The sequence below is a fragment of the Acidimicrobiales bacterium genome (assembly GCA_035316325.1).
GTDB lineage: Bacteria > Actinomycetota > Acidimicrobiia > Acidimicrobiales > VFJN01 > DASXTK01.
Map to the genome: position 1 here is coordinate 34,471 of DATHJB010000135.1, position 22,606 is coordinate 57,076.

At 71.8% G+C, this 22,606-nt stretch carries 22 protein-coding genes; 9 read left to right on the forward strand and 13 right to left on the reverse strand.

Going from position 1 to position 22,606, the window contains the following annotated elements:
- Positions 1–56: 56 nt before the first annotated feature.
- Positions 57–692 (forward strand): TetR/AcrR family transcriptional regulator, encoded by a 636-nt coding sequence (locus VK611_17895; protein ID HMG43208.1) that lies wholly within the window; start codon positions 57–59, stop codon positions 690–692.
- Here the strand turns inward: VK611_17895 and VK611_17900 are convergent.
- Positions 682–1,524 (reverse strand): ABC transporter permease, encoded by an 843-nt coding sequence (locus tag VK611_17900; protein ID HMG43209.1) that lies wholly within the window; start codon positions 1,522–1,524, stop codon positions 682–684. The genes VK611_17895 and VK611_17900 overlap by 11 nt on opposite strands.
- Positions 1,521–2,522 (reverse strand): ATP-binding cassette domain-containing protein, encoded by a 1,002-nt coding sequence (locus VK611_17905; protein HMG43210.1) that lies wholly within the window; start codon positions 2,520–2,522, stop codon positions 1,521–1,523. The genes VK611_17900 and VK611_17905 overlap by 4 nt, the downstream gene beginning before the upstream one ends.
- A gap of 86 nt (positions 2,523–2,608) precedes the next feature.
- Here VK611_17905 and VK611_17910 point away from each other — a divergent pair, with 86 nt between their 5' ends.
- The gene (locus tag VK611_17910) at positions 2,609–3,403 is read left to right on the forward strand and encodes a TetR/AcrR family transcriptional regulator (GenBank protein ID HMG43211.1); all 795 of its coding nucleotides are present in this window, start codon (positions 2,609–2,611) and stop codon (positions 3,401–3,403) included.
- Here the strand turns inward: VK611_17910 and VK611_17915 are convergent.
- Positions 3,387–4,280: an SDR family oxidoreductase gene (locus VK611_17915; GenBank protein HMG43212.1), complete on the reverse strand. Its 894-nt coding sequence runs from the start codon at positions 4,278–4,280 to the stop codon at positions 3,387–3,389. The two genes, VK611_17910 and VK611_17915, sit on opposite strands and share 17 nt — an antisense overlap.
- A 109-nt stretch (positions 4,281–4,389) precedes the next feature.
- Between VK611_17915 and VK611_17920 the strand changes: the two genes are divergently transcribed.
- A complete protein-coding gene (locus VK611_17920; protein ID HMG43213.1) occupies positions 4,390–5,493 on the forward strand; it encodes a hypothetical protein in 1,104 nt (367 codons plus the stop codon).
- A gap of 72 nt (positions 5,494–5,565) precedes the next feature.
- Here the strand turns inward: VK611_17920 and phoU are convergent, their stop codons facing one another.
- From phoU to VK611_17950, 6 genes are all read right to left on the reverse strand, one after another.
- Positions 5,566–6,210 carry a phosphate signaling complex protein PhoU gene (phoU, locus tag VK611_17925; GenBank protein HMG43214.1) on the reverse strand — a complete coding sequence of 215 codons (645 nt, stop codon included), beginning with the start codon at positions 6,208–6,210 and terminating at the stop codon, positions 5,566–5,568.
- A gap of 62 nt (positions 6,211–6,272) precedes the next feature.
- Entirely contained in the window at positions 6,273–7,403 is a 1,131-nt protein-coding gene (locus VK611_17930; protein HMG43215.1) for a hypothetical protein, read from the reverse strand.
- Positions 7,400–7,903 carry a sigma-70 family RNA polymerase sigma factor gene (locus tag VK611_17935; protein HMG43216.1) on the reverse strand — a complete coding sequence of 168 codons (504 nt, stop codon included), beginning with the start codon at positions 7,901–7,903 and terminating at the stop codon, positions 7,400–7,402. Before VK611_17935 ends, VK611_17930 begins: the two co-directional genes overlap by 4 nt.
- A 66-nt stretch (positions 7,904–7,969) precedes the next feature.
- Complete coding sequence (locus VK611_17940; GenBank protein HMG43217.1) at positions 7,970–9,589, reverse strand: acyl-CoA synthetase; 1,620 nt, start codon at positions 9,587–9,589, stop codon at positions 7,970–7,972.
- Between the two features lie 128 nt (positions 9,590–9,717).
- Positions 9,718–10,212 carry a DUF3060 domain-containing protein gene (locus VK611_17945; protein ID HMG43218.1) on the reverse strand — a complete coding sequence of 165 codons (495 nt, stop codon included), beginning with the start codon at positions 10,210–10,212 and terminating at the stop codon, positions 9,718–9,720.
- Entirely contained in the window at positions 10,209–10,919 is a 711-nt protein-coding gene (locus tag VK611_17950) for an OmpA family protein (protein HMG43219.1), read from the reverse strand. Before VK611_17950 ends, VK611_17945 begins: the two co-directional genes overlap by 4 nt.
- A 149-nt stretch (positions 10,920–11,068) precedes the next feature.
- Between VK611_17950 and VK611_17955 the strand changes: the two genes are divergently transcribed.
- Positions 11,069–14,470, forward strand: a complete 3,402-nt coding sequence (locus VK611_17955; GenBank protein ID HMG43220.1) for an anion permease — start codon at positions 11,069–11,071, stop codon at positions 14,468–14,470.
- Here the strand turns inward: VK611_17955 and VK611_17960 are convergent.
- Positions 14,461–14,946, reverse strand: coding sequence for a GNAT family N-acetyltransferase (locus VK611_17960; GenBank protein ID HMG43221.1), 486 nt, complete (start codon positions 14,944–14,946; stop codon positions 14,461–14,463). The genes VK611_17955 and VK611_17960 overlap by 10 nt on opposite strands.
- A 118-nt stretch (positions 14,947–15,064) precedes the next feature.
- On the opposite strand from VK611_17960, the gene VK611_17965 reads away from it, so the two are divergent.
- Both VK611_17965 and VK611_17970 read left to right on the forward strand, forming a co-directional pair.
- Entirely contained in the window at positions 15,065–16,183 is a 1,119-nt protein-coding gene (locus VK611_17965; GenBank protein ID HMG43222.1) for an acyl-CoA dehydrogenase family protein, read from the forward strand.
- Positions 16,184–16,247: 64 nt separating this feature from the next.
- Positions 16,248–16,664, forward strand: a complete 417-nt coding sequence (locus VK611_17970) for a hypothetical protein (GenBank protein ID HMG43223.1) — start codon at positions 16,248–16,250, stop codon at positions 16,662–16,664.
- Here the strand turns inward: VK611_17970 and VK611_17975 are convergent.
- Both VK611_17975 and VK611_17980 read right to left on the reverse strand, forming a co-directional pair.
- Positions 16,661–17,932: an MFS transporter gene (locus VK611_17975; protein ID HMG43224.1), complete on the reverse strand. Its 1,272-nt coding sequence runs from the start codon at positions 17,930–17,932 to the stop codon at positions 16,661–16,663. The two genes, VK611_17970 and VK611_17975, sit on opposite strands and share 4 nt — an antisense overlap.
- A complete protein-coding gene (locus VK611_17980; protein HMG43225.1) occupies positions 17,929–18,381 on the reverse strand; it encodes a MarR family transcriptional regulator in 453 nt (150 codons plus the stop codon). Before VK611_17980 ends, VK611_17975 begins: the two co-directional genes overlap by 4 nt.
- 87 nt (positions 18,382–18,468) lie before the next feature.
- Here VK611_17980 and VK611_17985 point away from each other — a divergent pair, with 87 nt between their 5' ends.
- From VK611_17985 to VK611_17995, 3 genes are read left to right on the forward strand one after another with little or no spacing between them, the layout of a single operon-like run.
- Positions 18,469–18,843, forward strand: coding sequence for a hypothetical protein (locus VK611_17985; GenBank protein HMG43226.1), 375 nt, complete (start codon positions 18,469–18,471; stop codon positions 18,841–18,843).
- 44 nt (positions 18,844–18,887) lie between these two features.
- Complete coding sequence (locus VK611_17990; protein ID HMG43227.1) at positions 18,888–19,925, forward strand: LLM class F420-dependent oxidoreductase; 1,038 nt, start codon at positions 18,888–18,890, stop codon at positions 19,923–19,925.
- Positions 19,922–21,457 carry an aldehyde dehydrogenase family protein gene (locus VK611_17995; GenBank protein ID HMG43228.1) on the forward strand — a complete coding sequence of 512 codons (1,536 nt, stop codon included), beginning with the start codon at positions 19,922–19,924 and terminating at the stop codon, positions 21,455–21,457. Before VK611_17990 ends, VK611_17995 begins: the two co-directional genes overlap by 4 nt.
- An 80-nt stretch (positions 21,458–21,537) precedes the next feature.
- Here the strand turns inward: VK611_17995 and VK611_18000 are convergent, their stop codons facing one another.
- A complete protein-coding gene (locus tag VK611_18000) occupies positions 21,538–22,500 on the reverse strand; it encodes a nitronate monooxygenase (GenBank protein HMG43229.1) in 963 nt (320 codons plus the stop codon).
- Between the last annotated feature and the right edge of the window lie 106 nt (positions 22,501–22,606).

Consider the following 22,606-nt stretch of genomic DNA (forward strand, 5'->3'; position numbering starts at 1 on the left):
GAGATCGCGCCTTCCCAGTCCGACCTGGGCCTACCTCGCGGATAGCGTGCGGATCGGTGCAGCGCTCATCCCCACCCATGACGGCGTTCGCTCCGGCGGCGCCACCGCTCGACGGGCGCAGTGCGCGCGCCCTGCGGACGCGTGAGGCGATCGTCGACGCGTGCATCGGTCTGGTCGAGGAGGGTCAGCTGCGGCCCACCGCCCCACAGGTGGCGGAGCGGGCGGGAGTGTCGGTGCGCTCGGTGTTCCAGCACTTCGCCGACCTGCCGTCGCTGCACATCGCCGTGAGCGAGCGGATCGTCGCCCGGCTGGCGGTGCTGCTCCACCCGATCGACCCGTCGCGGCCGCTCGACGACCGCATCGCGGCTTTCGTCCGCCACCGCGGCGGCCTGCTGGAGGCGGTCACCCCGTTCCGCCGGGCCGCCAACGTCCACGGGCCCTTCGCCCCCGAGATCGCCGAGGTGAACCGGGCCGCCACCGACTACCTGCGCGACGAGGTGGCCCGCGCCTTCCGGCCCGAGCTCGATCTCGTCCCGGCCGCCGACCGCCGCGAGGTGCTGGAGGCGCTCGCCACCACGCTGTCGTGGTCGGCGTGGGACGCGCTGCGCAGCGACGGCGGCTGCACCGTGCCCCAGGCGACGGCGGTCATGCGGCGCATCGTGCGGGCCGTGCTGGCATCGGTCAACGACTGAGCCGCTGGAAGGCGCGGACGGCGAGCGGCAACGTGAGCACGGTGATGAGCACCGGCCACAGGACGGCCATGGGCAGCGCGTTGTCGGCGATCCAGCCGGAGCCCTCCACGCCGGGGTTGCCGAACAGGTCGCGGGTGGCGGTGACCGTGGCCGACAGCGGGTTCCACTCGGCGATCGTGCCCATCCAGCTGGGCATGAGGTCGGGTGCCACGAAGGCGCTCGACAGCATCGTGACGGGGTAGAGGAGCCCGAACATCGAGTTGGCGGCCTCGGCGCTCTTGGCCCGCAGGCCCAGGAAGATGCCGATCCACAGGAACGCCTGGCGCAGGAGCAGCAGCAGCCCGACCGCGGCCAGCGCCTCGACGACCGTGCCGTGCCAGCGCCAGCCGATCGCCAGACCGCACACGATCATGAGCGCCAGGCTCGCGGCGGAGTACGCCATGCCGGCGATGCAGCGTCCGACGACCACGGCCGACGGCGCCATCGGCATCGACCGGAAGCGGTCGGTGACGCCCTTCTCGGTGTCGGCCTGCACCGCGGCGAGCGTCTCGCCGATGCCGAACGCCATCGTCTGAGCGAACATCCCCGGCATGAGGAACTCCCGGTAGCTGCCGCCGCCGGGCACGGACATGGCGCTCCCGAAGACGTAGGCGAACAGCAGCACGAACATCACCGGGAACATGAGGCCCCAGACGATCATCTGTGGCTGGCGCACCCACTGGGCCATGTCGCGCTGGGCGACGAGCCAGCCGTCCCGCAGCGCCCAGCGCAGCCGGGCGGTCGGCGGGAGGGCGACGGTGGTGCTCACAGGGGCGCTCACGGCGGTGCTCATGCCGCCACCTCCTCGGCCTCGGTGGCGGGGTCGGTCGGTGCCTCGACGGCGCGGTGGCCGGTGAGGCGGAGGAACACGTCGTCGAGGGTGGGGCGGCGCAGGCCGACGTCGGCCACCTCGATGCCGGCGTCGCCGAGCGACTGGAGCACCGCGGTGAGCGCCGGCACCCGCTGGGTCACCGGGGCGCTGACCCGTCCGCCGTCGGGGTCGACCTCGGGCTCGCCGTCGGCGATCCGGGCGACGATCGCGGTGGCGGCCGCGAGGTCGTCCTCGCGGGCGACCACGACCTCGAGGCGGTCGCCGCCGACCTGGGCCTTGAGGTGCTCGGGGGTGCCCTCCGCGATGTTGCGGCCGCCGTCGATCACCACGATCCGGTCGGCCAGCTGGTCGGCCTCGTCGAGGTACTGGGTGGTGAGCAGCACCGTGGTGCCGCCGGCCACCAGCTCCCGGATGGCCCGCCACACCTCGTTGCGGTTGCGGGGGTCGAGGCCGGTGGTGGGCTCGTCGAGGAAGAGCACCGCGGGCGCCAGCACGAGGGTGGCGGCGAGGTCGAGGCGGCGCCGCATCCCGCCGGAGTAGTGCTTCACCGCCTTGTCGGCGGCGTCCTCCAGGCCCATGCGCTCGAGCAGCTCGGCGGCGCGGACGCGGGCCACCGCCTTGGTGAGCTGGTTGAGGCGGCCGAACAGCACCAGGTTCTGGCGTCCGCTGAGGATCTCGTCGACCGCCGGCTCCTGGCCGCTCAGCCCGATGCGGCGCCGGACCTCGTGCGGCGCGGCGGCGACGTCGATGCCGGCGACGCGGGCGGTGCCGTGGTCGGGACGCAGCAGGGTGGCGAGGATCCGCACCGCCGTGGTCTTGCCGGCGCCGTTGGGGCCGAGGAGCCCGCAGACGCTGCCCGATTCGACGTCGAGGTCGAAGCCGTCGAGCGCCCGCGTGTCGCCGTAGGCCTTGACCAGCCCCTGGGCCTCGATGCCCCTGTCGTGGTCGTGTCCGTCCATCCGGTCCCCTTACTCAATACAGTGTACGGAGTGATTGGCCAAGTTAGCGTACGGCGTAAAGAGTTACAAACCAGGAGCCGCGAGAGATGACCGAGTACGCCGGCCGTGGCGACCCGCGGCGCACGCTGAACCTGCTGTGGGGGCGCGCCGATGCGCCGGCCCGAGGCCCGAAGCAGGGGTTGACCGTGGCGGAGATCGTGGCGGCCGCCATCGAGGTCGCCGACGCCGAGGGCCTGGGCGCGGTGTCGATGCGCAGGGTGGGCGAGCGCCTCGGCAAGAGCGCCATGGGCCTCTACACCTACGTGCCCAGCAAGGCCGAGCTGTTGGACCTCATGCTCGACGCCGTCCTCGGCGAGCTGCCCACCGACTACCCGCTCGACGAGGGCTGGCGCGCCGCCGTCGAGCGCTGCGCCCGTGACGGGTGGGCGTTCTACGAGCTCCACCCCTGGGTGCTGCAGGTCTCGGGTGCCCGCGCCGCCCTCGGTCCCCACGAGTTCGACTCCTACGAGACCCAGCTACGGCTGTTCGCAGGCCGCGGGCTCACCGGCGTCGAGATGACGCGCGCCGTCGGGGCGCTCGCCAGCTTCGTGCGAGGTGCCGCCAAGGCCGTGTCCGACGCCCGCACCGCCGAGCAGGCGACCGGCCTCAGCGACGACGACTGGTGGAACGCCCGCGCCCCGCTCCTGGAGGAGCTGGCGGACGAGACCTGGGCCGAGCGCTATCCCACCGTCACCCAGCTGTCGGCCGAGCAGGCCTTCGACCAGGTCGACCGTCCCGACGACACGACCCCTTATCTCGTGCAGGACGCGCTCGACACCTTCGAGTTCGGGCTGCAGCGCCTGCTCGACGGCCTCGAGACCTACGTCAACCGAGGCTCTTGAGGGCCAGCATCATCTCTTCGTTGAGGCTGGCGGGTACCACGTAGCCGTCCTCGGTGCGGATGTCGTCGAAGCGGTCGCGCACGGTCTCGGCCGACAGGTCGGCGTCGAAGATCCCCGGCGTCACGCCGACGAACACCCGGGCCACGCGGCCACCGCCGACGGAGTAGACCTCGCCGGTCACCGCGCACTCCTCGTGCGCCAGGAAGGTGACCACGGGTGTGACCGACTCGGGCAGCAGCTTGTCGGCCAGCGGGCCGAGGATGTCCTCGGTCATGCGGGTCTTGGCGACGGGCGCGATGGCGTTGGCCTTGATGTTGTACTTGGCGCCCTCGATGGCGAGCACCCGCGTGAGCCCGACGAGGCCCATCTTGGCGGCGCCGTAGTTGGTCTGGCCGAAGTTGCCGAAGATCCCGGCGCCCGACGAGGTGTTCACGATGCGGCCGAAGCCCTGGTTCCGCATGTGCTCCCAGGCCGGCTGGGTGACGTAGAAGGCGCCCTTGAGGTGCACGTCGAGCACCGGTTCGAGCTGCTCGGCCGTCATGTTCTTGAACGACGTGTCGCGCAGGATCCCTGCGTTGTTGATGATGATGTCGACCTTGTCGAAGGCGTCGAGGGCCGACTGCACGATGGCCTTGCCGCCCTCGGGGGTGGCCACCGAGTCGTAGTTGGCGACGGCCTCGCCGCCGGCGGCCTTGATCTCGTCGACGACCGCCTGCGCCGCGGTGGTGCCGCTGCCCGTGCCGTCCGAGGAGCCGCCGAGGTCGTTCACGACGACCAACGCGCCCCGCCGTGCCAGGTCCAGTGCGTGCGACCGGCCGAGGCCACCACCCGCGCCCGTGATGATCGCAACCTTGCCGTCGAATCCCAGATCTGCCATGGACGGGAGCGTAGAGCGACCTTCCGAGGCGGTCCGAATCAGGTCGTCGACGTCGACCGAACTCAGCGAAGTAGCTTCGCTACGTTTGGTAGTCAGGGAGGGCGGACCTGTGATCCACATGGACCCGGCGGTGGTCGGCGACTGGCGACGGGGCGGCGCGCGGAACGCGCTGTGCCTCGAGTTGGACGACCCCGCGGCTGGCTGGCCTGCGCTGTGCGACGTCCTCGACGAGGTGCCGGCCGGCTGGTCGGAGGTCGTCGTGGCGCCCGACGGGCTGCTGTTCGGGGGCGTCACCGACGTCGATCCCGCGCCGGCGCTCGCCGAGGTGGTGGCCCGGCTGGGGGAGCGGGGCGTGGCGTCCGGGCGGCTGACCGTCGACCGCCACGCCGACGACGCCCAGCCCGGGGCCCTGCTCGACCTGGCCGAGACGACGTCGTGGGTGGCCGCCTGGCTGGTGCCGCTGATGGTGCCGGGCCTCAGCTTCACCTACCGGACGCTGCGGGAGTGGCGCATCCGGCGCTTCCCGCCGGCGCGGCTGACCGACGTGGTGGCCGATCTGGTGGCGGGGTCGCCCGTCGAGGTGGCGCGGGTCGGCTGGTCCGGCGGTGCGTTCGAGGTGCCGGCCGCCGATCTGCCCGCGTACGCCCGGCGTTGGACGGAGCACGGCACCACCACCACGAGCGCACTGGCCGAGACGCTGCCCGAGGCGGCCGTGCTGGTGACGACCGTGCGACGCGGCACGGAGCTGGTGGGCGTCGGTCACGCCGGCGTCGGCCTCCTCGACGACCGGCCGCGGGCCGAGACGGCGCTCGAGGAGCTCACCGAGCTGATCGTGGGGCTGGCCGACGTGCTGGCGTACGCCGTGGTCGGCGTGCACGAGACGGGGCGCGAGGCGGCGCTGGGCACGCCGTTCCGGGAGACCGAGCCGGCGACCGCCCGGGCCCGCAGCCGTGGCCTGAGCCTGGCGGCGCTCGACCAGTGGGTGCTCGACGCCGCCCCGGTCCAGCTGCTCAGCACCCACCACCGGGTGAACCCCGGCGATGACGTGACGGAGGAACCCGTCGCCGCCGGCCGCCGCCTGGTCCGCATCGGCACCCCGACGGACTGGTTCTCGGGCCCGACCGCTCGCTCCCAGGTCCGCAACCGCGGCCGCCAGGCCCTCTCCGCCTGCCTCCCACCCCCGAAGACCCCGATGCCCGCCCCACTCCTGTGACAGCCCGACCCACCGAAATCTCGACAGAGATGGTGGCTATAGCGCCATGTCTGTCGAGGTTTCGGTGGGGGGCTAGGTGCCGAGGGCGAGGTAGCCGATGCGTTCGGAGATGTGGACCGCGTGGTCGCCGAGGCGTTCGTAGAAGCGGCCGACGAGGGTGGTCTGCAGGGCGTCGGCGAGCTCCAGCTCGCCTGTTCCCAGCTCGGCGATGAGCCGGTCGTGGAGGTCGTCGAGGCGGTCGTCGATGGTGTCGATGCGCTCGGCGGCCTCGGCGTCGCGCTCGGCCCAGGCGTCGGCCGCGGCCTGCCACATCTCGACGCAGATGGAGCCCATCTCCTGGAGGATGCCGCGCACGCTGGGGGTCAGCCGCGTGGCCAGCCCGGCGATGGCCCGCTGGGCGATGTGCTCGGCGAGATCGCCGCTGCGCTCCAGCTCGGGCACCACCCGGATGACCGTCAGCAGGTAGCGCATGTCGCCGGCCATCGGCGACTGCATCACCAGCTCACGCTGGGCCAGCTGCTCGAGGTCCTCTTCGAGCTGGTCGACGAAGGCGTCGCGCTCGGCGGTCGCCTCCGCGGCGGCCCGGTCGCCGGCCAGCAGCGAGTCGGTGGCGGCGGCGACGGCCTCGGTGACCAGCGCGAACAGGCGGATGACCTTGGCGTCGATGTCGGCCAGCTGCGAGTCGAACTGACGACGGAACTCGAAGGGCTCGGGCACGGTCGAACCGTAGCTGGCCCCTCCGCGGAGAGGGAACATGCCCGTACGTCGGGCTTTTCGCGCTACCAGGCGACGTCGGCGGCGCGAGTGAGGACGGTGTCGTCCGGGGGGATGAGCCAGTACCAGCCGCCCGTCGGGCTTCGCACCACCACGCCGCCGTCCGGCCCCACGAGAAAGGCCGAGGTGCCCGTGCGGTCGGCGGTGAGCCGGTACGGCGGCGCGCCCGGGTCGGTCGTGCCCGCTGGCCGTCCGTCCTGCGTGACCTCACGCAGGACGGACGACACGCCGGCGGCCTCGGCGGCCTGGCCCTGCGGGTGCTCCGCCACCAGGAGCGTCCCGTCGGCCAGGAACGCCGGCTGCGCCCACCAGCGGCCTTCGTCGGGTCGGGTCGGTGTCGCCTCGTCGAGCGACGCGGCGTCGACCGGCAGCAGCAGGATCTGCGTCTCGCTGCTGCCGTTGGCGACCTCGACGGCCAGGCGATCGCCCTGCGGCGACCAGGCCACCGACATCACGTTGCCGTAGTGGTCACCGGCGTCGATGGTGCGCGTCACGTTGCCGTCGAGGTCGTGGACGGTGATGCCGTCGGGCTGGACCAGCGAGAACGCGAGGCCGTCAGGGCTGAAGGTCGGGTTGTAGCCGTAGCTCACGAATGTGGATTCACCGTCGGGCTCCAGCCGGTAGGTCATCCCGGCGGCGGGTTCGCAGCAGGTGGAGTACAGCACGGTGTCGTCGAGCCCGGCGGCGGCGTTGTCGATCGGGTCGCCGCCGGAGTCGGCGCCGCCGGCGAGCGTCTCGACCTCGCCCGAGTCGGTGTCGACCCGCACGAGCCGGCCGTCGGCGGTGGCCACCAGCAGGGAGCCCGGCTGGCGTGCCCCCTCCGAGACGACGTCGAGTGTCGTCCCGGAGGAGGCGTCATCGGCGGCATCGACGGACGGCTCCGCCGTCCTGACCTCGCCGTCGCCGCCGGTGAGCATGAGAAGGGCCGTCGCCAGGCCGCCGAACCCGGCGACGACCGCTGCCGCGACGAGCAACCAGCTCCGGCTGGCGGGGGGACCGCCAGCCGAGGATGTGTCGTCGAGGCGTTCTCGGAACCGCTCCCAGGCATCGGGAGCGGGTGTCATTGAGGTGCCCTCCTCAACGAGCGCCCTCTCGATGAGCCCGTCGAGCTCGTCCAGCCCGTTCGGTCCGCTCACCGGAGGTCCTTCAGTTCCCGGGCCAGGCGGGCCCGGGCTCGGGCGATGCTCGACTTCACCGAGCCGATGCCGATCTCCAGCAGCTCGGCGACCTCGGCGTCGGAGCAGCCGGAGTAGTAGCGCAGCACCACGCAGTCGCGCTGGCGGCGGGGGAGCGCCCGCACCGCCGCGGCCACCCGCACCTGCTGCGAGCGGTCGAGGGCGGCCGGCCCCGTGAGGTCGCCGGCGTCGTCGCGGGTCGACCGGATGTGGCGCCGGACGACCAGCCGGCGGCGGAAGTGGTCGTGGCTGAGGTTGACGACCGTGCGCCGCAGGTAGGCGAGCTCGGCGCCCGCCGCCGGCCAGGAGATGCTGGCGTCGAGTCGCATGAACGCGTCCTGCGCGATGTCCTCAGCCAGCTCGTCGTCGCCCGTGAGGACCCGCGCCAGGCGCAGGAGGCTGGCGTAGTGCTCGCGGAACAAGCCCTCGAGATCACCTCGCCCGCGCTTGCGCTCCGCCACGGCACCTCTCACATCTCTCAGACGGGTGGCGCCGCGAATCGGTTGACAGAAACTTCTGCGGGCGGGCTACGAGATGCCCGCGGCGACCTTCTCCGTGGCGTACGCCTTGAGACGCTTGTAGTCGACCTTGCCGTTCGGTGCACGCCCGATCGTGTCGACGGGCAGCACCTGCTTCGGCGCCTTGTACGCCGCCAGCTTGGTCTTCACGTGGGCGATCACGTCGGCGGCGTCGAGCTCGGCGCCGTCGTCCAGCTCCACCACGGCGGTGATGGCCTCGCCGAAGCGCTCGTCGGGCACGCCCACGGCCACGGCGTCGCGCACGGTCGGATAGGTCTTGAGGACTTCCTCGACCTCCTCCGGGTACACCTTCTCGCCGCCGGTGTTGATGCACACCGAGCCGCGTCCGAGCAGCGTGAGGGTGCCGTCGGCCTCGACGGTGGCGTAGTCGCCCGGGCAGGAGTAGCGCTTGCCCTCGAACTCGATGAACGTGGCGGCGCTCTTCTCGGGGTCCTTGTAGTAGCCGACCGGCACGGAGCCGCCCACGGCCACCCGCCCGACGTCGCCCGAGCCCGGCTCGGCGCGGCGGCCGTCGTCGGTGATCACCACGGTGTTCTCGCCGACCATGAACCGGGCGGTCTTCGACGTGCCGCCGGCCGACGACACCGACTGGCCCATGCCCAGCGCCTCCGACGACGAGAAGGCGTCGACCAGCATCATCCCGGGATGGTGCTGCAGCAGCTCCTGCTTCACCTGCTCGCTCCACATCACGCCCGACGAGGCGATCATGAACAGGCTCGACAGGTTCCAGCGGCCGGGGTTCTCGTCGAGCGCCCGCACCATCGGCTTGGCGAAAGAGTCGCCCACGATCGCCAGCGACGAGACCTTCTCACGCTCCACCGTGTCGAGCAGCTCCGCGATGTCGAGGTTGCGACCCACGAGCGTCACCGTGCTGCCGCCCGCCGACAGCATGATGAGCTGGGTGTACAGGCCCGTGCCGTGCATCAGCGGGCAGGCGGGCAGGCCGACGGGGCCGGGGCCGGTGACCGCCTGGCGCACGATGTCGAGGTCGACGTCGCCGCTGCGGTACGACGGGTTGACCTGGCCGACGAGGCTCCGGACGAGGTCGTCCTGGCGCCACATCACACCCTTGGGCATGCCGGTGGTGCCGCCGGTGTAGGTCATCATCAGGTGGTCGCCGTCACGACCCCAGGGGGCGACGACCCGCTCGGTGTGCGACACCGCGGCGGCCTCGTAGGGCTGGGCCCACTCGGGGCAGGGGCCGTTGCCGTCGTCGACCCAGAGCCAGGTGGCGACGCCCGGGACCCGGCTGCGGATGCGCTCGATGGTCTCGGTGAAGGAGCCGTGGAAGACGACGGCGACGGCATCCGCGTTGTCCCACAGGTAGACGAGCTCGTCGTCCTTGTAGCGGTAGTTGGTGTTGATGGGCACCAGCCCCACCTTGAACGCCGCGAACATCGACTCGATGTACTCGGGGCAGTTGTAGAGGTACTGGGCGACCTTGTCCTGCTCGCCGGCGCCCCGGTCGAGCAGCGTCTGGGCGACGCCGTTGGCGCGACGGTCGAACTCCGACCACGAGATGCGGCGTTCGCCCTGGACCTGGCACTGGGCATCGGGAATCTGGTCGGCGACGACCTCCCAGATCTCGGCGAAGTTCCACCCCGGCATCGCACACACCTTCCCTGGTCGCTTCGACTGGTCGACAGCGCTCATTGACCGTGAGGTCAATCGACTCTGGAGGGTAGTCATATCAACCGTTATCGAGAAATCTGCCGGGCGTCCCGCCGCCCCTACGCTCAGTCGCCGTTGTCGGGCTGGCGGACCTCGTTGCCGACGCCTTCGACCGCCACGTCGTCGACCGCCTCGCCGACAACGACCTGGTTCCCGGCACCGGTGACCCGGAGCGCGTCGGTGGACTCGACGGTCACGACGTGATCCGTGCCGGTGACGGCGACCTCACCGCAGCTCCCGGTGACGGCGACGGCGCGGCTGGAGCCCTCGATGCTGACGTCGTCGCCGTCGTCGCAGGCGATGGTCTCGCCGTCGCCGTCGCGGTCGCCGTCGCCGTCGCCTTCACCACCACCCTCGTCGTCCGGGCCGCCGTCGTCATCGCCGTCGTCGTCGCCGTCATCCCGGTCGTCGTCCTGGTCGTCGGGCGGGGCGGCGGTGGTGGTGGTCGTCTCGACCTGGGCCTCGCCGGAGTCGATGCTCACCTCGGCGTCGTCGTCCCCGCAGGCGCCCAGCAGCACGACGGCCGCGACGGCGACCAGGACGACCGTGACCCGCCTCATACCTGGGCGCCGGCCAGCAGGATCTCGACGCGGCGGTTGCGCTGGCGGCCCGTCGGGTCGTCCCCGCCGCCCGGCTTGGAGTTGGGGGCGATCGGCCGGGTCTCGCCGTAGCCCGTCGCCGTGACCCGGTCGCGCTCGACACCCAGGATCACCAGCGCCTCCCGCACCACGCCGGCGCGGGCCTCGGAGAGCCGCTGGTTGTAGTCGTCGGTGCCGACCGAGTCGGTGTGGCCGCCGATGTCGAGCGCCGACTCCGGCGAGGCCTTGGCCAGGCCCGCCACCAGGCTCAGCTTCTCCCGGGAGGCGGGCCGCAGGCCGACGCTGCCGAAGTCGAACAGCACGCTGTCGGGCAGCGGCACGGAGATGCCCCGGTCGGTCACCTCGCCGCCCAGCTCACCCACGGCCTCGTCGGGCGACATGGAACGCTCGCCGTCGGGCCCGGCGATCACGATCTGGTCGTCGTCGGTCACCGTCACCGAGATGCCGGCGAAGTCGGCGCAGCCGTCCACCTGGATGCCGGCCGCGGCGCACGGGTCGGTGCTGTCGGGTATCGCCCCCGGCACCGATGTCTCCGGCGGCGCGGTCGTCTCTGCGGCGGGCTCGGTCGTCGTTGTGGTCGACGTCGCCGGCGGCTCGTCGGCCGCGGCCGCCGACGACGAGGCGTCCTCGGCGCCGCCGCCCCCGCATCCGGCCGCCAACGTCAACACGACCCCTACCGTCAATCCCCCAGCTATCCCTCGCATGCGGTCCACCGTACGCAGCGGAGCCGCTCGGTGTACCGCGGTCACCGCCGCCCGCGTCATACTCGGTGCGGACAGAGGCCGGCGCTGGTTCCGGTGGCAACGCGGGGAGAGGCATGGGAGCCGAGGCGGCGCTGACCGAGAACGAGCTGACCGCCGCCGACCCCGCCACAGGTCATCCCCTGATGGCGTTCGCGCCCCGCCTGGCCCTGTGGGTGGCGATCGTCGCCCTCGATGTGGTCGCCGATCCCGACCCGGCGCTGGTGCTGCTGCTGATCGCCCTCGCCGGCGTGGTCACCATCGTCACCGACAGCCGCTTCGCCTGGGAGCGCGGCCTCGAGGCGCGGAGCATCCCCAGCCGAGAGGCATGGGTGCCGCTGGCGATGCTCGGGCTCATGCTGCAGCTCGACCTGGTGCAGTCCGGCAGCATCGGCGACGTGCTGGGCGACAAGGGCCCGGTGATCCTGTTCATCATGGGGTTCGCCCTGGTGTCGGAGGGCCTGCGCCGGTCGGGGTTCATCCACTTCCTGGCCTACCGGCTGACCGACCGGGGCGGCTCCAACACCACCCGGCTGACGCTCTACCTGTTCCTGCTGTCGTCGCTGCTCACGTACTTCACGTCGAACGACATCGTGGTGCTGACGATGACGCCGATCGTGATGTCGGTCGCCTACCAGGCCCGCATCCGCAACGCGAAGCTGCTGCTCCTCAGCCAGTTCATCGCCGCCAACACGGTGTCGATGGGCATCCTCATCGGCTCGCCCACCAACCTGATCCTGGGCCAGGCGATGGACATCCGCTTCGTCGAGTACCTGTTCCTGATGCTGGCGCCGGCGACCGTGGCGCTGATGGTCACGTTCGTCTTCGTCACCTGGGTGAACGGGTTCGTCGAGAAGCGGGGCCGCTCCGAGAACCGGGTGCTCCGCTGGCTGGTCGGCACCTGGACCCACGAGGACCGCTACAGCCCGCCACGCTTCTCCGAGTACCGCACCTTCACCGGCGAGATGCGCACCTGGGTGGGGGTGTTCGCCCTGGCGGTGCTGTTGCTGACGGTGGGCACGGCCACCAACACGGGCCTGCTGTTGGCGGCGATCGCCATCGCCGGGCTGGGCCTCTACACCTTGCGGCGCAGCGCCCGGAACCGTGACGAGCCGACGGGCCGGCTGTTCATGGTCCGGAGCCTGCGGGTGCTGCCGTTCGGCATCGTGTTCTTCGGCCTCACCTACTTCGTGCTCGCCGACGCCATGGCCGACACCCGGTTCGTGCAGGAGGACGTCGACGAGTTCGTCACCGACCACGCCTCCAGCCACACGCCGGTGCCCTCGTGGGGGGCGATGCTGACGTCGGGCGGGCTGGTCAACACCATGAACGACCTGCCGGCCTCGGCGCTGACGGGCACGGTGCTGGAACGGGTCGAGTTCGACACGCCGTTCGACCGGGCGCTGGTGGTGCAGGGCACGGCGGCGGGCCTCAACATCGCCACCTACGTCACGCCGGTCGGCGCGCTCGCCGGGATCATCTGGTTCGACATCCTCCGCAAGGAGAAGCAGTCCCAACGGCTCAGTGCCGCCAAGAGCGGCCGGGCGGCGTTCGACGTGGTGACGCCCAGCCGGCGTGATCTGGTCGTCTACGGCAGCGTCATGTTCCTGGCCACCACCGCGGTGCTGGGGGCCACCAACTTCGGGTTCGTGGCCCTGGCCGACGCGCTGCTGGGCCCGCCGTCGGGCGGCAGCGAGTTCGGCACGGCGTCGTCCCACATGTTCTGGATGGTGGTGTGCCTGGCGCTGGTGGTCGCCGTGGTGGTGGCGTTCCGCCGGGTGCTGTCGTCGGCCGGCGTGGCGCTCTCCCACCTGGGCGACGTGCTGGTCGTGCTCACCCAGGTGCGACTGTGGGCGTCGCGGCACAAGCTGCTCGCCGCGGCCTGCATCGCCGGCCTCCTCTTCACCGCCAGCGGGGTGCTGCTCTACTGGGCCGAGACGTTCCACGCCCGCGAGTACGGCCGGTCGGCGCTGTTCGAGGACCCCGGCGAGTTCATGACGTGGCTCACCGTGTTCGTGTCGAGCGGCTTCGAGAACTCCCGCTTCCCGCGCAGCACGCTGGGCCACATCCTCTCGGCCGCGCTCGCCCTGGGGGCTCTGACCGCCCTGCTGGCGTTCGTGCGGATCTCGACCAGCCCCACCGACCTCGGCCTGCGCCGCAAGCTCGCCCGCGGCGAGATCCCGTCGGAGCGGCTGGTGGTGGTGAACTGCGCCGTCGACAACCTGGCGCTGGTGCAGACGCTGATCAAGGAGTCGGGGCGGTTCGTCACCATCGCCAGCCGCGACCCCCTCCTGGAGACCCGCTTCGGGCTGCGCAAGAACGACCGGGTCGACGTGATCCCCTACGAGGGCGGCACCGCCGAGCTGGTCGGGTCGCTGCGGCTGCACGAGGCCCACGAGCTGGTGCTGCTGAGTCGCTCGGTGACCGACGACTTCGAGAACCTGGCGCTGCTGGCCGCGCTCGACGCCCAGATGGTGACGCCGCCGGCGACCGTGCTGCAGGTGCACGAGCGGGAGCTGTCGCTGCTGCTCGACCGGCGGGTCAGCTCGGAGCTGCGGTCCGCCGTGGTGCGCACGCCGTTCGACCTGGTGGTCAGCGCGTTCCTGGTGGCCGACGCCGCCGGTCTCCCGGCCGAGCTGCAGGGCCTGTACCGCGAGCCGCTGGTCGGCCGGACCGCCGAGCCCGATGTCGACCCCCACATCCGCCTGCGGGGCGTCGGCCACCCGCTCACGGTCGGCGTCGACTCGTCGCGGGCCGGTGCCGGGCCCCGGAGCGTCGTCCACGTGGTGGGGGCCGGGTGCTTCGCCCAGACCTGTGCGCTCGACCTGGTGACGCTGGGCGTGCCCGACGTGCGCCTGGTGGTCGCCGCCGACGAGCCCCTGCTCCCCGGCGTGACGGGCACCGCCGGGCTCACGGTCGTCAGCTGCGACAACGAGCGCGACGCCGCCGACCTGCTGTCCCCGTCGGCCTCGCCGGACGATGCGGCGATCCTGCTGCTGGAGGGCGCGGGCGAGGTCGGGCTCGACAGCGAGCGCCTGCTGGAGCGGCTCAGCATCGCCCGCCTGCACCACGGCGACTCGAGGAAGCCGGTGCCGTTCCTCCTCGTGGGCTGCCGGGGCGCCGACCGGGCCTGGCGGATCGGCAACTTCGTGGTCGACAAGGCGGTCGACACGACGTGGGTCGAGTCGTCGTACTTCTCCGTGTTCTCGGCGGTCTACTTCGACGTGCTGCTGGCCGACGAGGAGCTGGCCAACTGGTTGCCGGTGCGGCAGCTGGCGGTGGCGCACCGGGTGGCGAGCCAGCTGTGCCACTTCGAGGTGGCGCCGGTCGGGAGCCTCCGATCCGCGGCCGAGGGATCGGTGCGCATCGCCATCGAGCACGACGACGACCGCCGCCCGCTCGTCGCCGTCGACGTGAAGATGGTCCCCGACGAGCAGCTCGCCCCCGTCGACCTCCTCGTCGGCATCTCCTACCGCTGAGGCGGCGGCCCGATCACGATCGTCATGCAGGCGCTGGTGGCGCTGTCCACGTAGTCGCCGAACGGCGGGCACGGCGTGAAGCCGACCCTCGCGTACAGGGCGCGGGCGGGGGCGAACGCCTCCATGACCCCGGTCTCGAGGCTCACCCGGCGGTAGCCCCGCTCGCGTGCGACCGACAGGAGGTGCTCGACCAGCGCCCGTCCCACGCCCTGGCCCCTGGCAGCCTCGGCGGTGTGGAACGACTTCAGCTCGGCGTGGGCGTCGTCCAGCTGCTTGAGGGCGCCGATGCCGAGGAGGCGGTCGTCGCGGCGGGCACGGGCGCTGAAGAAGGTGACGCTCGGGTCCGCGAGGCCGTCGACGCCCAGCGCATGGACGCCCTCGGGTGGCGTGACCTCCCGGGCGAACGCCAGGTGCCGCTCCAGCAGCGCGCGCACGTCGTCGGCGTTCGGATCGTCGTTGGCGATGACCAGGTCCATCACGCCGCCCATTCAAGCGGGATCGGGACCCCGGCCAGAGCTACCGGTAACTTCCCCCTCCAACCACCCCGCCGCCGCCCCAAGCGGGCTCGGGCTTCGCCGAGGCAAACTCCCCGGTATGGACCTGGAGCTGCCGCCCGACGACGATCCCCGGCGCAAGGCCGTGCGGGCTTGGCTGGAGGAGCACCCGGCGCCGAGTGGACGGCAGCTGGCCGACGCCGGGTACGTCGCACCGCACTGGCCGCGGCCGTGGGGCCTCGACGCCGACCCGATCCACCAGATCGTGATCGACGACGAGCTGAAGCGGGCGGGCGTCCGTCGTCCGGTCAACCCGATCGGCATCGGCTGGGCCGGCCCGACGCTGCTCCACGCCGGCACCGAGGAGCAGAAGGAGCGCTACCTGTTCCCGCTGCTGTCGGGCAAGGAGATGTGGTGCCAGCTGTTCAGCGAGCCCGGCGCCGGCTCCGACCTGGCGTCCTTGACGACCCGGGCCGAGCTCGACGGCGACGAGTGGGTGGTCACCGGGCAGAAGGTGTGGACGTCGCTGGCGCACGTGTCGCGCTACGGGATCCTCATCGCCCGCACCGACCCGTCGGCACCGAAGCACCGGGGCATCTCCTACTTCGTGTGCCCGATGGACACGCCCGGCATCACCGTCCGCCCGCTGGTGGAGATGACCGGCGCCCACACGTTCAACGAGGTGTTCCTCGACGAGGTGCGGCTCCCCACCGAGCACCTGGTGGGGGAGGTGGGCCAGGGCTGGGACCTGGCCAAGGTGACGCTGGCGAACGAGCGGGTGTCGCTGTCGTCGGGCGGGGCGCTGTGGGGCCAGGGGCCGTCGTTCGAGACGCTGCTGGGCGTGGTGCGGGACAAGGGCGGCGTCGACGACCCGCTGCTGCGGGACCGTTTGGTGCGGCTCTGGATGGAGGCGCAGGTGCTGCGCATGATCCGGCTCCGGACGGTCACGGCGGCGGTGAAGGGGACCCAGCCGGGGCCGGAGGCGTCGGTGCGCAAGATCATCGCCGACGAGCACGGCCAGAAGTTGTTCGAGCTGGCCAAGGACCTGGCCGGCCCGGCCGGGATGCTCACCGACGGCGGCCCCCTCGGCGCCGACGTCGACCTCTGGCACCACGGCTACCTCTTCGCCCGCGCCCTCACGATCGGCGGCGGCACCACCGAGGTCCAACGCAACATCATCGCCGAACGCGCCCTCGGCCTCCCCCACGATCCGCCGTAGAGCTGTCGAAAACGGGGGAGCGGGTGCGTCCTATGGGTGAAGGACCGGACGAGGAGGACTGAGGATGCTTGGACGTAAGGACTACACGCGGGAGGAGCTCGACGGGGCCCGGGCAGCGATGGAGGCGCAGCTGGCGGCCTACCGGGGGCTGTCAGGGGTCTCACCGGGCGACGAGTTCGAGTGGCGGTTGTTCAACAACATGGTGCTGGTGCTCGACCGGTACTTCGTCCATCGGATCCGGCCGGTGGCCGGCAAGGACGGCAACCCGCTCAACGAGGTCGAGCTGATCTGCGAGTCCCTCCTGGGCAACCAGGGCGTGTTCCGGGGCAACAAGGTGCTGAAGTACGTCCCCGAGGAGTCCGTGCTGAAGCTGGGCGTCGGCGACGAGATCCGCCTCTCCGCCGACGACTTCGAGCGCCTCGCCGCGGGCTTCCTCGCCGAGCTGGAGCGCCGGTTCGTCGCGCCCGCCCAGGCCGGCTAGGCCGCCGAAGCCGCGGCGGGCTCTCGTTCGGAGGTGGCGACCTCCCGGCTCTCGGCGGAGAACCGCGGCAGGCGGCGCCAGACCCACATGGCGGCCAGGCCGGTGGCGATCCCGCCGACCGCGAGGCCGGCTCGTGGGGTCCACTCCTCGCTGATCCAGCCGACGATCGGGCCGCCGATGGGCGTCGAACCCAGGAACACCATGCTGAACAGCGCCAGCACCCGGCCCCGCATCGCCGGGTCGGCCTTGAGCTGTGCGGTGGCGTTCGACCCCGTGATCACCATGAACGACGTGAACCCCAGCGGCAGGATCGCCAGCAGCGCCAACGGCGTGTTGGGGGCGAACGACAGCGCCATCGTGGTGATCGCCATCCCGGCGGCGCCCACCACCAGGAACCGCAGGGTGATGTTGCTCTGGCGGGCCACCATCAGGGCGCCCAGGACCGACCCCAGGCTCAACACCGCGTACAGCAGGGTGAAGGTGCCGGCGTCGCCGCCGAGGTCGCGCTCGGCCAGCAGCGGCAGCGTCACCGGGTAGTTGAAGGCCAGCGTGCCGATCACCGCGGCGAGCACCAGCGGCACCATCAGCTCGGGAGTGCGCCACACGTAGCGGAAGCCCTCCGACAGCTGGCCCTTGGCCTTGGCGATGCGGGGGGCGGCCCGGAACTTCGAGCGGTCCATCCGCAGCAGGGCGCCGATCACGAACGCGTAGCTGACGGCGTTCACCACGAAGCACCACTCGATGCCCGGCCCGGCGATCAGCGCACCCGCCAGGGCGGGCCCGATCGTGCGGGCGCCGGTCATCACCGCGCTGTTGAGGCCGACGGCGTTGGGCACCTCGTCCTCCGCCACGAGCTCGGTGACGAACGCCCTTCGCGCCGGGCTGTCGATGGCGGTCAGCACGCCGAAGGTGGTGACGAACAGGTAGAAGACGACCTCGTTCACGTTGCCGGTGACCACCAGCACGGCTTCGACCACGGCGATCGAGGCGAAGCACACCTGGGTGGCGAGCATGAGGCGCTGGCGGTCGAGGCGGTCCGACAGCACGCCGCCCCACGGCCCGAGGAACAGCACGGGACCGAAGCGGGCCGCGGTCACGAGGCCCAGCGCCACGCCGGAGCCGGTGAGCTGCAGCATCAGCCAGGTGACGGCGACGGCTTCCAACCACGTGCCGGTCTGGCTGATCAGCTGACCGGTGAAGAAGAGGCGGAAGTTGCGATTGCGGAGCGACCGGAAGGTGTTGCCGGCTTCGAGCCTCAGCCGGGTCATTCCGCCTCGACGACCTGGGGTTCGGCCGCGAGCACCTCCAACACCCGTAGAGCGGCGGCGACGTCGGCGAGCTGGGCTTCGTCGAAGCCGTCGAGCCGCTCGGCCAGCCACAGGTTGCGGCGTTGGCGGCTGTGGTCGAGCCGGCGGCGGCCCTCCGCGGTGACATCGACCCGCACGACGCGCCGGTCGCTTGCGTCGACCTGCCGGACGACCAGGCCGTCGTCCTCCAGCTTGGCGGCGACGCGCGTGATGGTCGGTGGGGCGACCTGCTCGATCTTGGCGAGGTGCCCCAGCGTGAGGGGCCCGTGCCCGTCGATCGACACCAGGAGCGAGTACTGCGACGGCGTCAGCCCGGTGCCGGACTGCTGCCGCAGCCGCCGGGCCAGGCGCGCCGTGGCCAGCCGCAGGCGGGAGGCCATCTCGAGGGGATCGTTTGGGGCCTTACTCATTTCGCATCGCTAATTAGCTTAGCGAAACATCTGCCGAACGCCGACGGGATTCGCGCCTCGGTCGCTGCGTTTGGCAGGATCTGACCGATGTCCAAAGGTGTCGCCACCGAGTTTCGACGCAACGAGCGGGTCCGCACGCTGGACGACCTCCCCGGGGTCCCCAAGGGCACCGAGGGCCAGGTGCTCCTCGTCGACGGCTTCACCTGGACCAGGTACCGCGTCGCCTTCGACAACGGCTACGACCTCGGCTCCATCGACGGTGGCCACCTGAGTCGCCCCAAGGAGTTCGCCGCCGCGCTCGAGCTGCGGGAGAAGCCGGTCGAGACGGCCGTGGCCAGCAGCAACGGCGACGGAGCCGCGGCGGCCGAATCCGGAGGCGAGGACAAGGTGGTCAACGGGGTATCGGTCCCGGGGCTCCTGATCGAGCGATCGCGGCTCGCCCGCGAGCGCCTCGGCGCCTAGCGATCGGGCGCCGCCACACCCAAACCCTCCAAGGGGACGAACTCATGAAGCTCGGGATGCCGTTGAGCTATGCGGGCGGGTTCAAGGAGGCGGCCCGGCAGGCCTCCGAGCTGGAGCAGGCCGGCCTCGACATGGTGTGGGTGGCCGAGGCCTACGGCTTCGACGGCGTCAGCTTCATGGGCTACCTCGCCGCGGTCACCGACCGGGTCGAGATCGCCGCCGGCATCCTCCCCATCTACACCCGCACGCCGACGCTGCTGGCGATGACGGCGGCCGGCGTCGACGCCCTGTCGGACGGACGCTGCGTCCTCGGCCTCGGCGCGTCGGGCCCGCAGGTGATCGAGGGCTGGCACGGCGTCCCCTACGACCGTCCGCTGCAGCGCACCCGCGAGATCGTCGACATCTGCCGCTCCGTGTGGCGCCGCGAGCGGGTCACCTACGACGGCAAGGCCTACCAGCTCCCCCTGCCCGAGGGGCAGGGCACCGGTCTGGGCAAGCCGCTCAAGCTGATCACCCGGCCCGTGCGCGAGCGCATCCCGATCTACGTCGCCGCGCTCGGCCCGAAGAACGTCGAGCTGACCGCCGAGGTGGCCGAGGGCTGGCTGCCGATCTTCTTCGACCCCATGAAGGCCAACGACGTGTGGGGCGACGACCTGGCCGCGGGCTTCGCGAAGCGCGCCCCCGACCTCGGCACGCTGCAGATCGGCGTGCAGGCCATGGTCGCCGTCGGCGACGACGCGGCCATGCTGCGCGACCTGGCCCGCCCGCTGCTGGCGCTCTACATCGGCGGGATGGGCGCCCGCGGGAAGAACTTCTACAACGATCTGGCCTGCCGCTACGGCTACGAGGCCGAGGCCAAGGAGGTGCAGGACCTCTACCTCGACGGTAAGAAGGACGAGGCCGCCAGGGCCATCCCCGCCGAGCTGGTGGAGGCCACCACCCTCTGCGGCCCGGAGGGCTACGTGCGCGAGCGCATCGCCGCCCACAAGGCGGCCGGCGTCACCGTGATGAGCCTCACGCCGGTCGCCACCGACATCCCCGCGCTGGTCGGCCAGCTCAAGCAGTGGATGGAGGATGCATGAGCACGACGGACACGACAGGCACCGACGCCGCCGCCACCTTCGAGACCCGCGACCCCCGCACCGGCGAGCTGATCGCCGAGGTGCCCGAGCACAGCGCCGAGGAGGTGCAGGCCGCGGTCGAGCGGGCCCGGTCGGCCTTCGCCACGTGGAGCAGGCTGACGTGGGACCAGCGCCTCGACCACGTGCTCGCGGTGCGCGACCTGCTGCTCGACCGGGTCGACGAGGTCGTCGAGGTGATCTGCAAGGAGACCGGCAAGCTCGAGGGCGAGGCCGTCCTCGCCGAGGTCACCGCCACCTGCGAGCTGATCGAGTTCTACCGGAAGCACGGGGCCAAGGCGCTGCGCCCCGCCCGGGTGCCGACGGGCGCCATGCTGCCCCACAAGAAGGCCTGGCGGGTGTTCGAGCCGATGGGCGTCGTGGGCGTGATCTCGCCCTGGAACTATCCGCTCACCCTGGCCATGACCCCCACGGTCACGGCGGTGCTGGCCGGCAACGCCGTGGTGCTGAAGCCGTCCGAGGTGACGCCGCTCGTCGGGCTGGAGGTCGGCCGCCTGTTCGCCGAGGCCGGCGCCCATCCCGACCTGGTGCAGGTGGTCACCGGGCGGGGGCCGACCGGTGACGCCCTGGTGCGGGCCGGCGTGCAGAAGGTGGCGTTCACCGGCTCGGTGCGCACCGGGAAGCTGGTGATGAAGGCGGCCGCCGACACGCTCACGCCCGTGCTCCTGGAGCTGGGCGGCAAGGACCCGATGATCGTGTGCGACGACGCCAACCTGGAGCGGGCCGCCAACGGCGCCGTGTGGGGCGCCTTCACCAACTCGGGCCAGACGTGCATCGCCGTCGAGCGGGTGTACGTGCAGGAGCGGGTGTACGACCGCTTCGTCGACCTGGTGGTCGACAAGACCAAGGCCCTGCGCCAGGGGGTCGGCGCCGGCAACGACATCGGCTCGATGACGTTCGCCCCGCAGGTCGACATCGTGTCCCGTCACGTCGACGACGCCCTCGCCAAGGGCGCCCGGGTGTTGACCGGCGGGCAGCGGGTGCCCGACAAGGCGGGACTCTGGTACGAGCCGACCGTGCTGGTCGACGTCGACCACGAGATGGACGTGATGCGCGAGGAGACGTTCGGCCCGGTGCTGCCGATCATGGCGGTGGCCGACGACGACGAGGCGATCCGCCTCGCCAACGACTCGCCCTACGGCCTCAACAGCTCCGTGTGGTCGGCCGACGGCGACCGGGCCGAAGTGCTCGCCGGCCGCGTCGAGGCCGGCAACGTCTGCATCAACGACTGCCTGGTGAACTACGGCGTCGGCGGGCTCCCGTTCGGCGGGGTGAAGGACTCCGGCATCGGCCGGGTGCACGGCGTCGAAGGGCTGCAGGCGTTCAGCAACGTGAAGTCGGTGCTGGCCAGCCGGGTGGCGCTCAAGCGGGAGCCCTACTGGTACCCGGCCCCCGGCTGGTTCCAGCGGACGCTGCTGCGGGTGTTGCGCTTCCGCTACCGCCGCGGCGTCGGCGCCAAGCTCTCCGGGGGCTAGCAGCGCAGACCGAAACTTCGACAGAAACGGCGGCTATGGCGCCATCTGTGTCGAGATTTCGGTGGGCGGCCGGCGGATAGCTAACGGCCGAGCTTCGCCAGGACCGCCTCGGCCTCCGTCACGAAGCGCTCCACCAGCTCGGCCGCCGGGACCAGCTCGTCGATGGCGCCCACGCCCTGGCCGGCGGGGAAGAACTCGATCGCCGGGTCGACGCCGGTGGTCGACTCGTCGCCGCCCAGGTGGTTGGCACCGTCCTGGAGCGACACGACGAACTGCTGGGGGAACGGCTGCGTCGCCCGGCCGCCGGTCACGTACGACGTGGTGTAGTCGTTGGCCACCACCCGGCACGTCTTGCCCGTGTAGGCCCGGGTCACCACCGTGCCGTCCTCCTTGGTGGCCAGCAGGGTGTCCTTGTAGCCGACCACGCTGCGGGCCTCGGGGGTGGCGATGAAGCGGGTGCCGACCCAGATGCCGTCGGCGCCCAGGGCCAGCGCCGCGGCGAGGCCCCGCCCGTCGACGATGCCACCCGCGGCCACCACCGGCACCCGGTCGCCCACGGCGTCGACCACCTGGGGGACCAGCGCCATCGTCGCCACCTGGCCCGTGTGGCCGCCGGCCTCGGTGCCCTGGGCCACCACGATGTCGCAGCCCGCGGCCACGGCGTCGACGGCGTGGCGCACCTTGCCGCACATGTTCACCACGACGACGCCGTGCTCGTGGCACAGCTGGATCACGTCGCGCGGCACGCCCAGCCCGGCGACGAACACCGAGGCGCCGCCCCGGATGACGTCCTCCACCTGGGCGACCATGTCGGCGGGGCTGGCCGTCAGGAGGTCGACGCCGAAGGGCTTGTCGGTGGCGTCCCGGACGGCGGCGATCTCCTGGCGCATCTCCTCGCGTCGCATCGTCGACGCCCCCAGGCACCCGAACCCACCGGCCTCCGACACCGCCGTCACCAGCTGGTGGTACGACACACCGCCCATGCCGGCGAGCATCACGGGTCGCTCGATCTGCAGGGTGTCGGTCAGCCGGGTCCGAAGCATGACCCCAGGCTGACCCGAACTTGACCCGCGGGTCAAGATCTCTTGGAGAGACTCAGTCGAAGGAGAGACCGGCGCACCCCTGGGGGGGATGGAGTGCGCCGGTCGA

Excerpts from the sequence above, each read along its gene's own strand:
- VK611_17900 (HMG43209.1), bottom strand. The coding sequence starts at position 1,524 with ATGAGCACCGCCGTGAGCGCCCCTGTGAGCACCACCGTCGCCCTCCCG.
- VK611_17905 (HMG43210.1), bottom strand. The coding sequence starts at position 2,522 with ATGGACGGACACGACCACGACAGGGGCATCGAGGCCCAGGGGCTGGTC.
- VK611_17910 (HMG43211.1), top strand. The coding sequence starts at position 2,609 with ATGACCGAGTACGCCGGCCGTGGCGACCCGCGGCGCACGCTGAACCTG.
- VK611_17915 (HMG43212.1), bottom strand. The coding sequence starts at position 4,280 with ATGGCAGATCTGGGATTCGACGGCAAGGTTGCGATCATCACGGGCGCG.
- VK611_17940 (HMG43217.1), bottom strand. The coding sequence starts at position 9,589 with ATGCCGGGGTGGAACTTCGCCGAGATCTGGGAGGTCGTCGCCGACCAG.
- VK611_17945 (HMG43218.1), bottom strand. The coding sequence starts at position 10,212 with ATGAGGCGGGTCACGGTCGTCCTGGTCGCCGTCGCGGCCGTCGTGCTG.
- VK611_17955 (HMG43220.1), top strand. The coding sequence starts at position 11,069 with ATGGGAGCCGAGGCGGCGCTGACCGAGAACGAGCTGACCGCCGCCGAC.
- VK611_17960 (HMG43221.1), bottom strand. The coding sequence starts at position 14,946 with ATGGACCTGGTCATCGCCAACGACGATCCGAACGCCGACGACGTGCGC.
- VK611_17965 (HMG43222.1), top strand. The coding sequence starts at position 15,065 with ATGGACCTGGAGCTGCCGCCCGACGACGATCCCCGGCGCAAGGCCGTG.
- VK611_17970 (HMG43223.1), top strand. The coding sequence starts at position 16,248 with ATGCTTGGACGTAAGGACTACACGCGGGAGGAGCTCGACGGGGCCCGG.
- VK611_17975 (HMG43224.1), bottom strand. The coding sequence starts at position 17,932 with ATGACCCGGCTGAGGCTCGAAGCCGGCAACACCTTCCGGTCGCTCCGC.
- VK611_17980 (HMG43225.1), bottom strand. The coding sequence starts at position 18,381 with ATGAGTAAGGCCCCAAACGATCCCCTCGAGATGGCCTCCCGCCTGCGG.
- VK611_17985 (HMG43226.1), top strand. The coding sequence starts at position 18,469 with ATGTCCAAAGGTGTCGCCACCGAGTTTCGACGCAACGAGCGGGTCCGC.
- VK611_17990 (HMG43227.1), top strand. The coding sequence starts at position 18,888 with ATGAAGCTCGGGATGCCGTTGAGCTATGCGGGCGGGTTCAAGGAGGCG.
- VK611_17995 (HMG43228.1), top strand. The coding sequence starts at position 19,922 with ATGAGCACGACGGACACGACAGGCACCGACGCCGCCGCCACCTTCGAG.
- VK611_18000 (HMG43229.1), bottom strand. The coding sequence starts at position 22,500 with ATGCTTCGGACCCGGCTGACCGACACCCTGCAGATCGAGCGACCCGTG.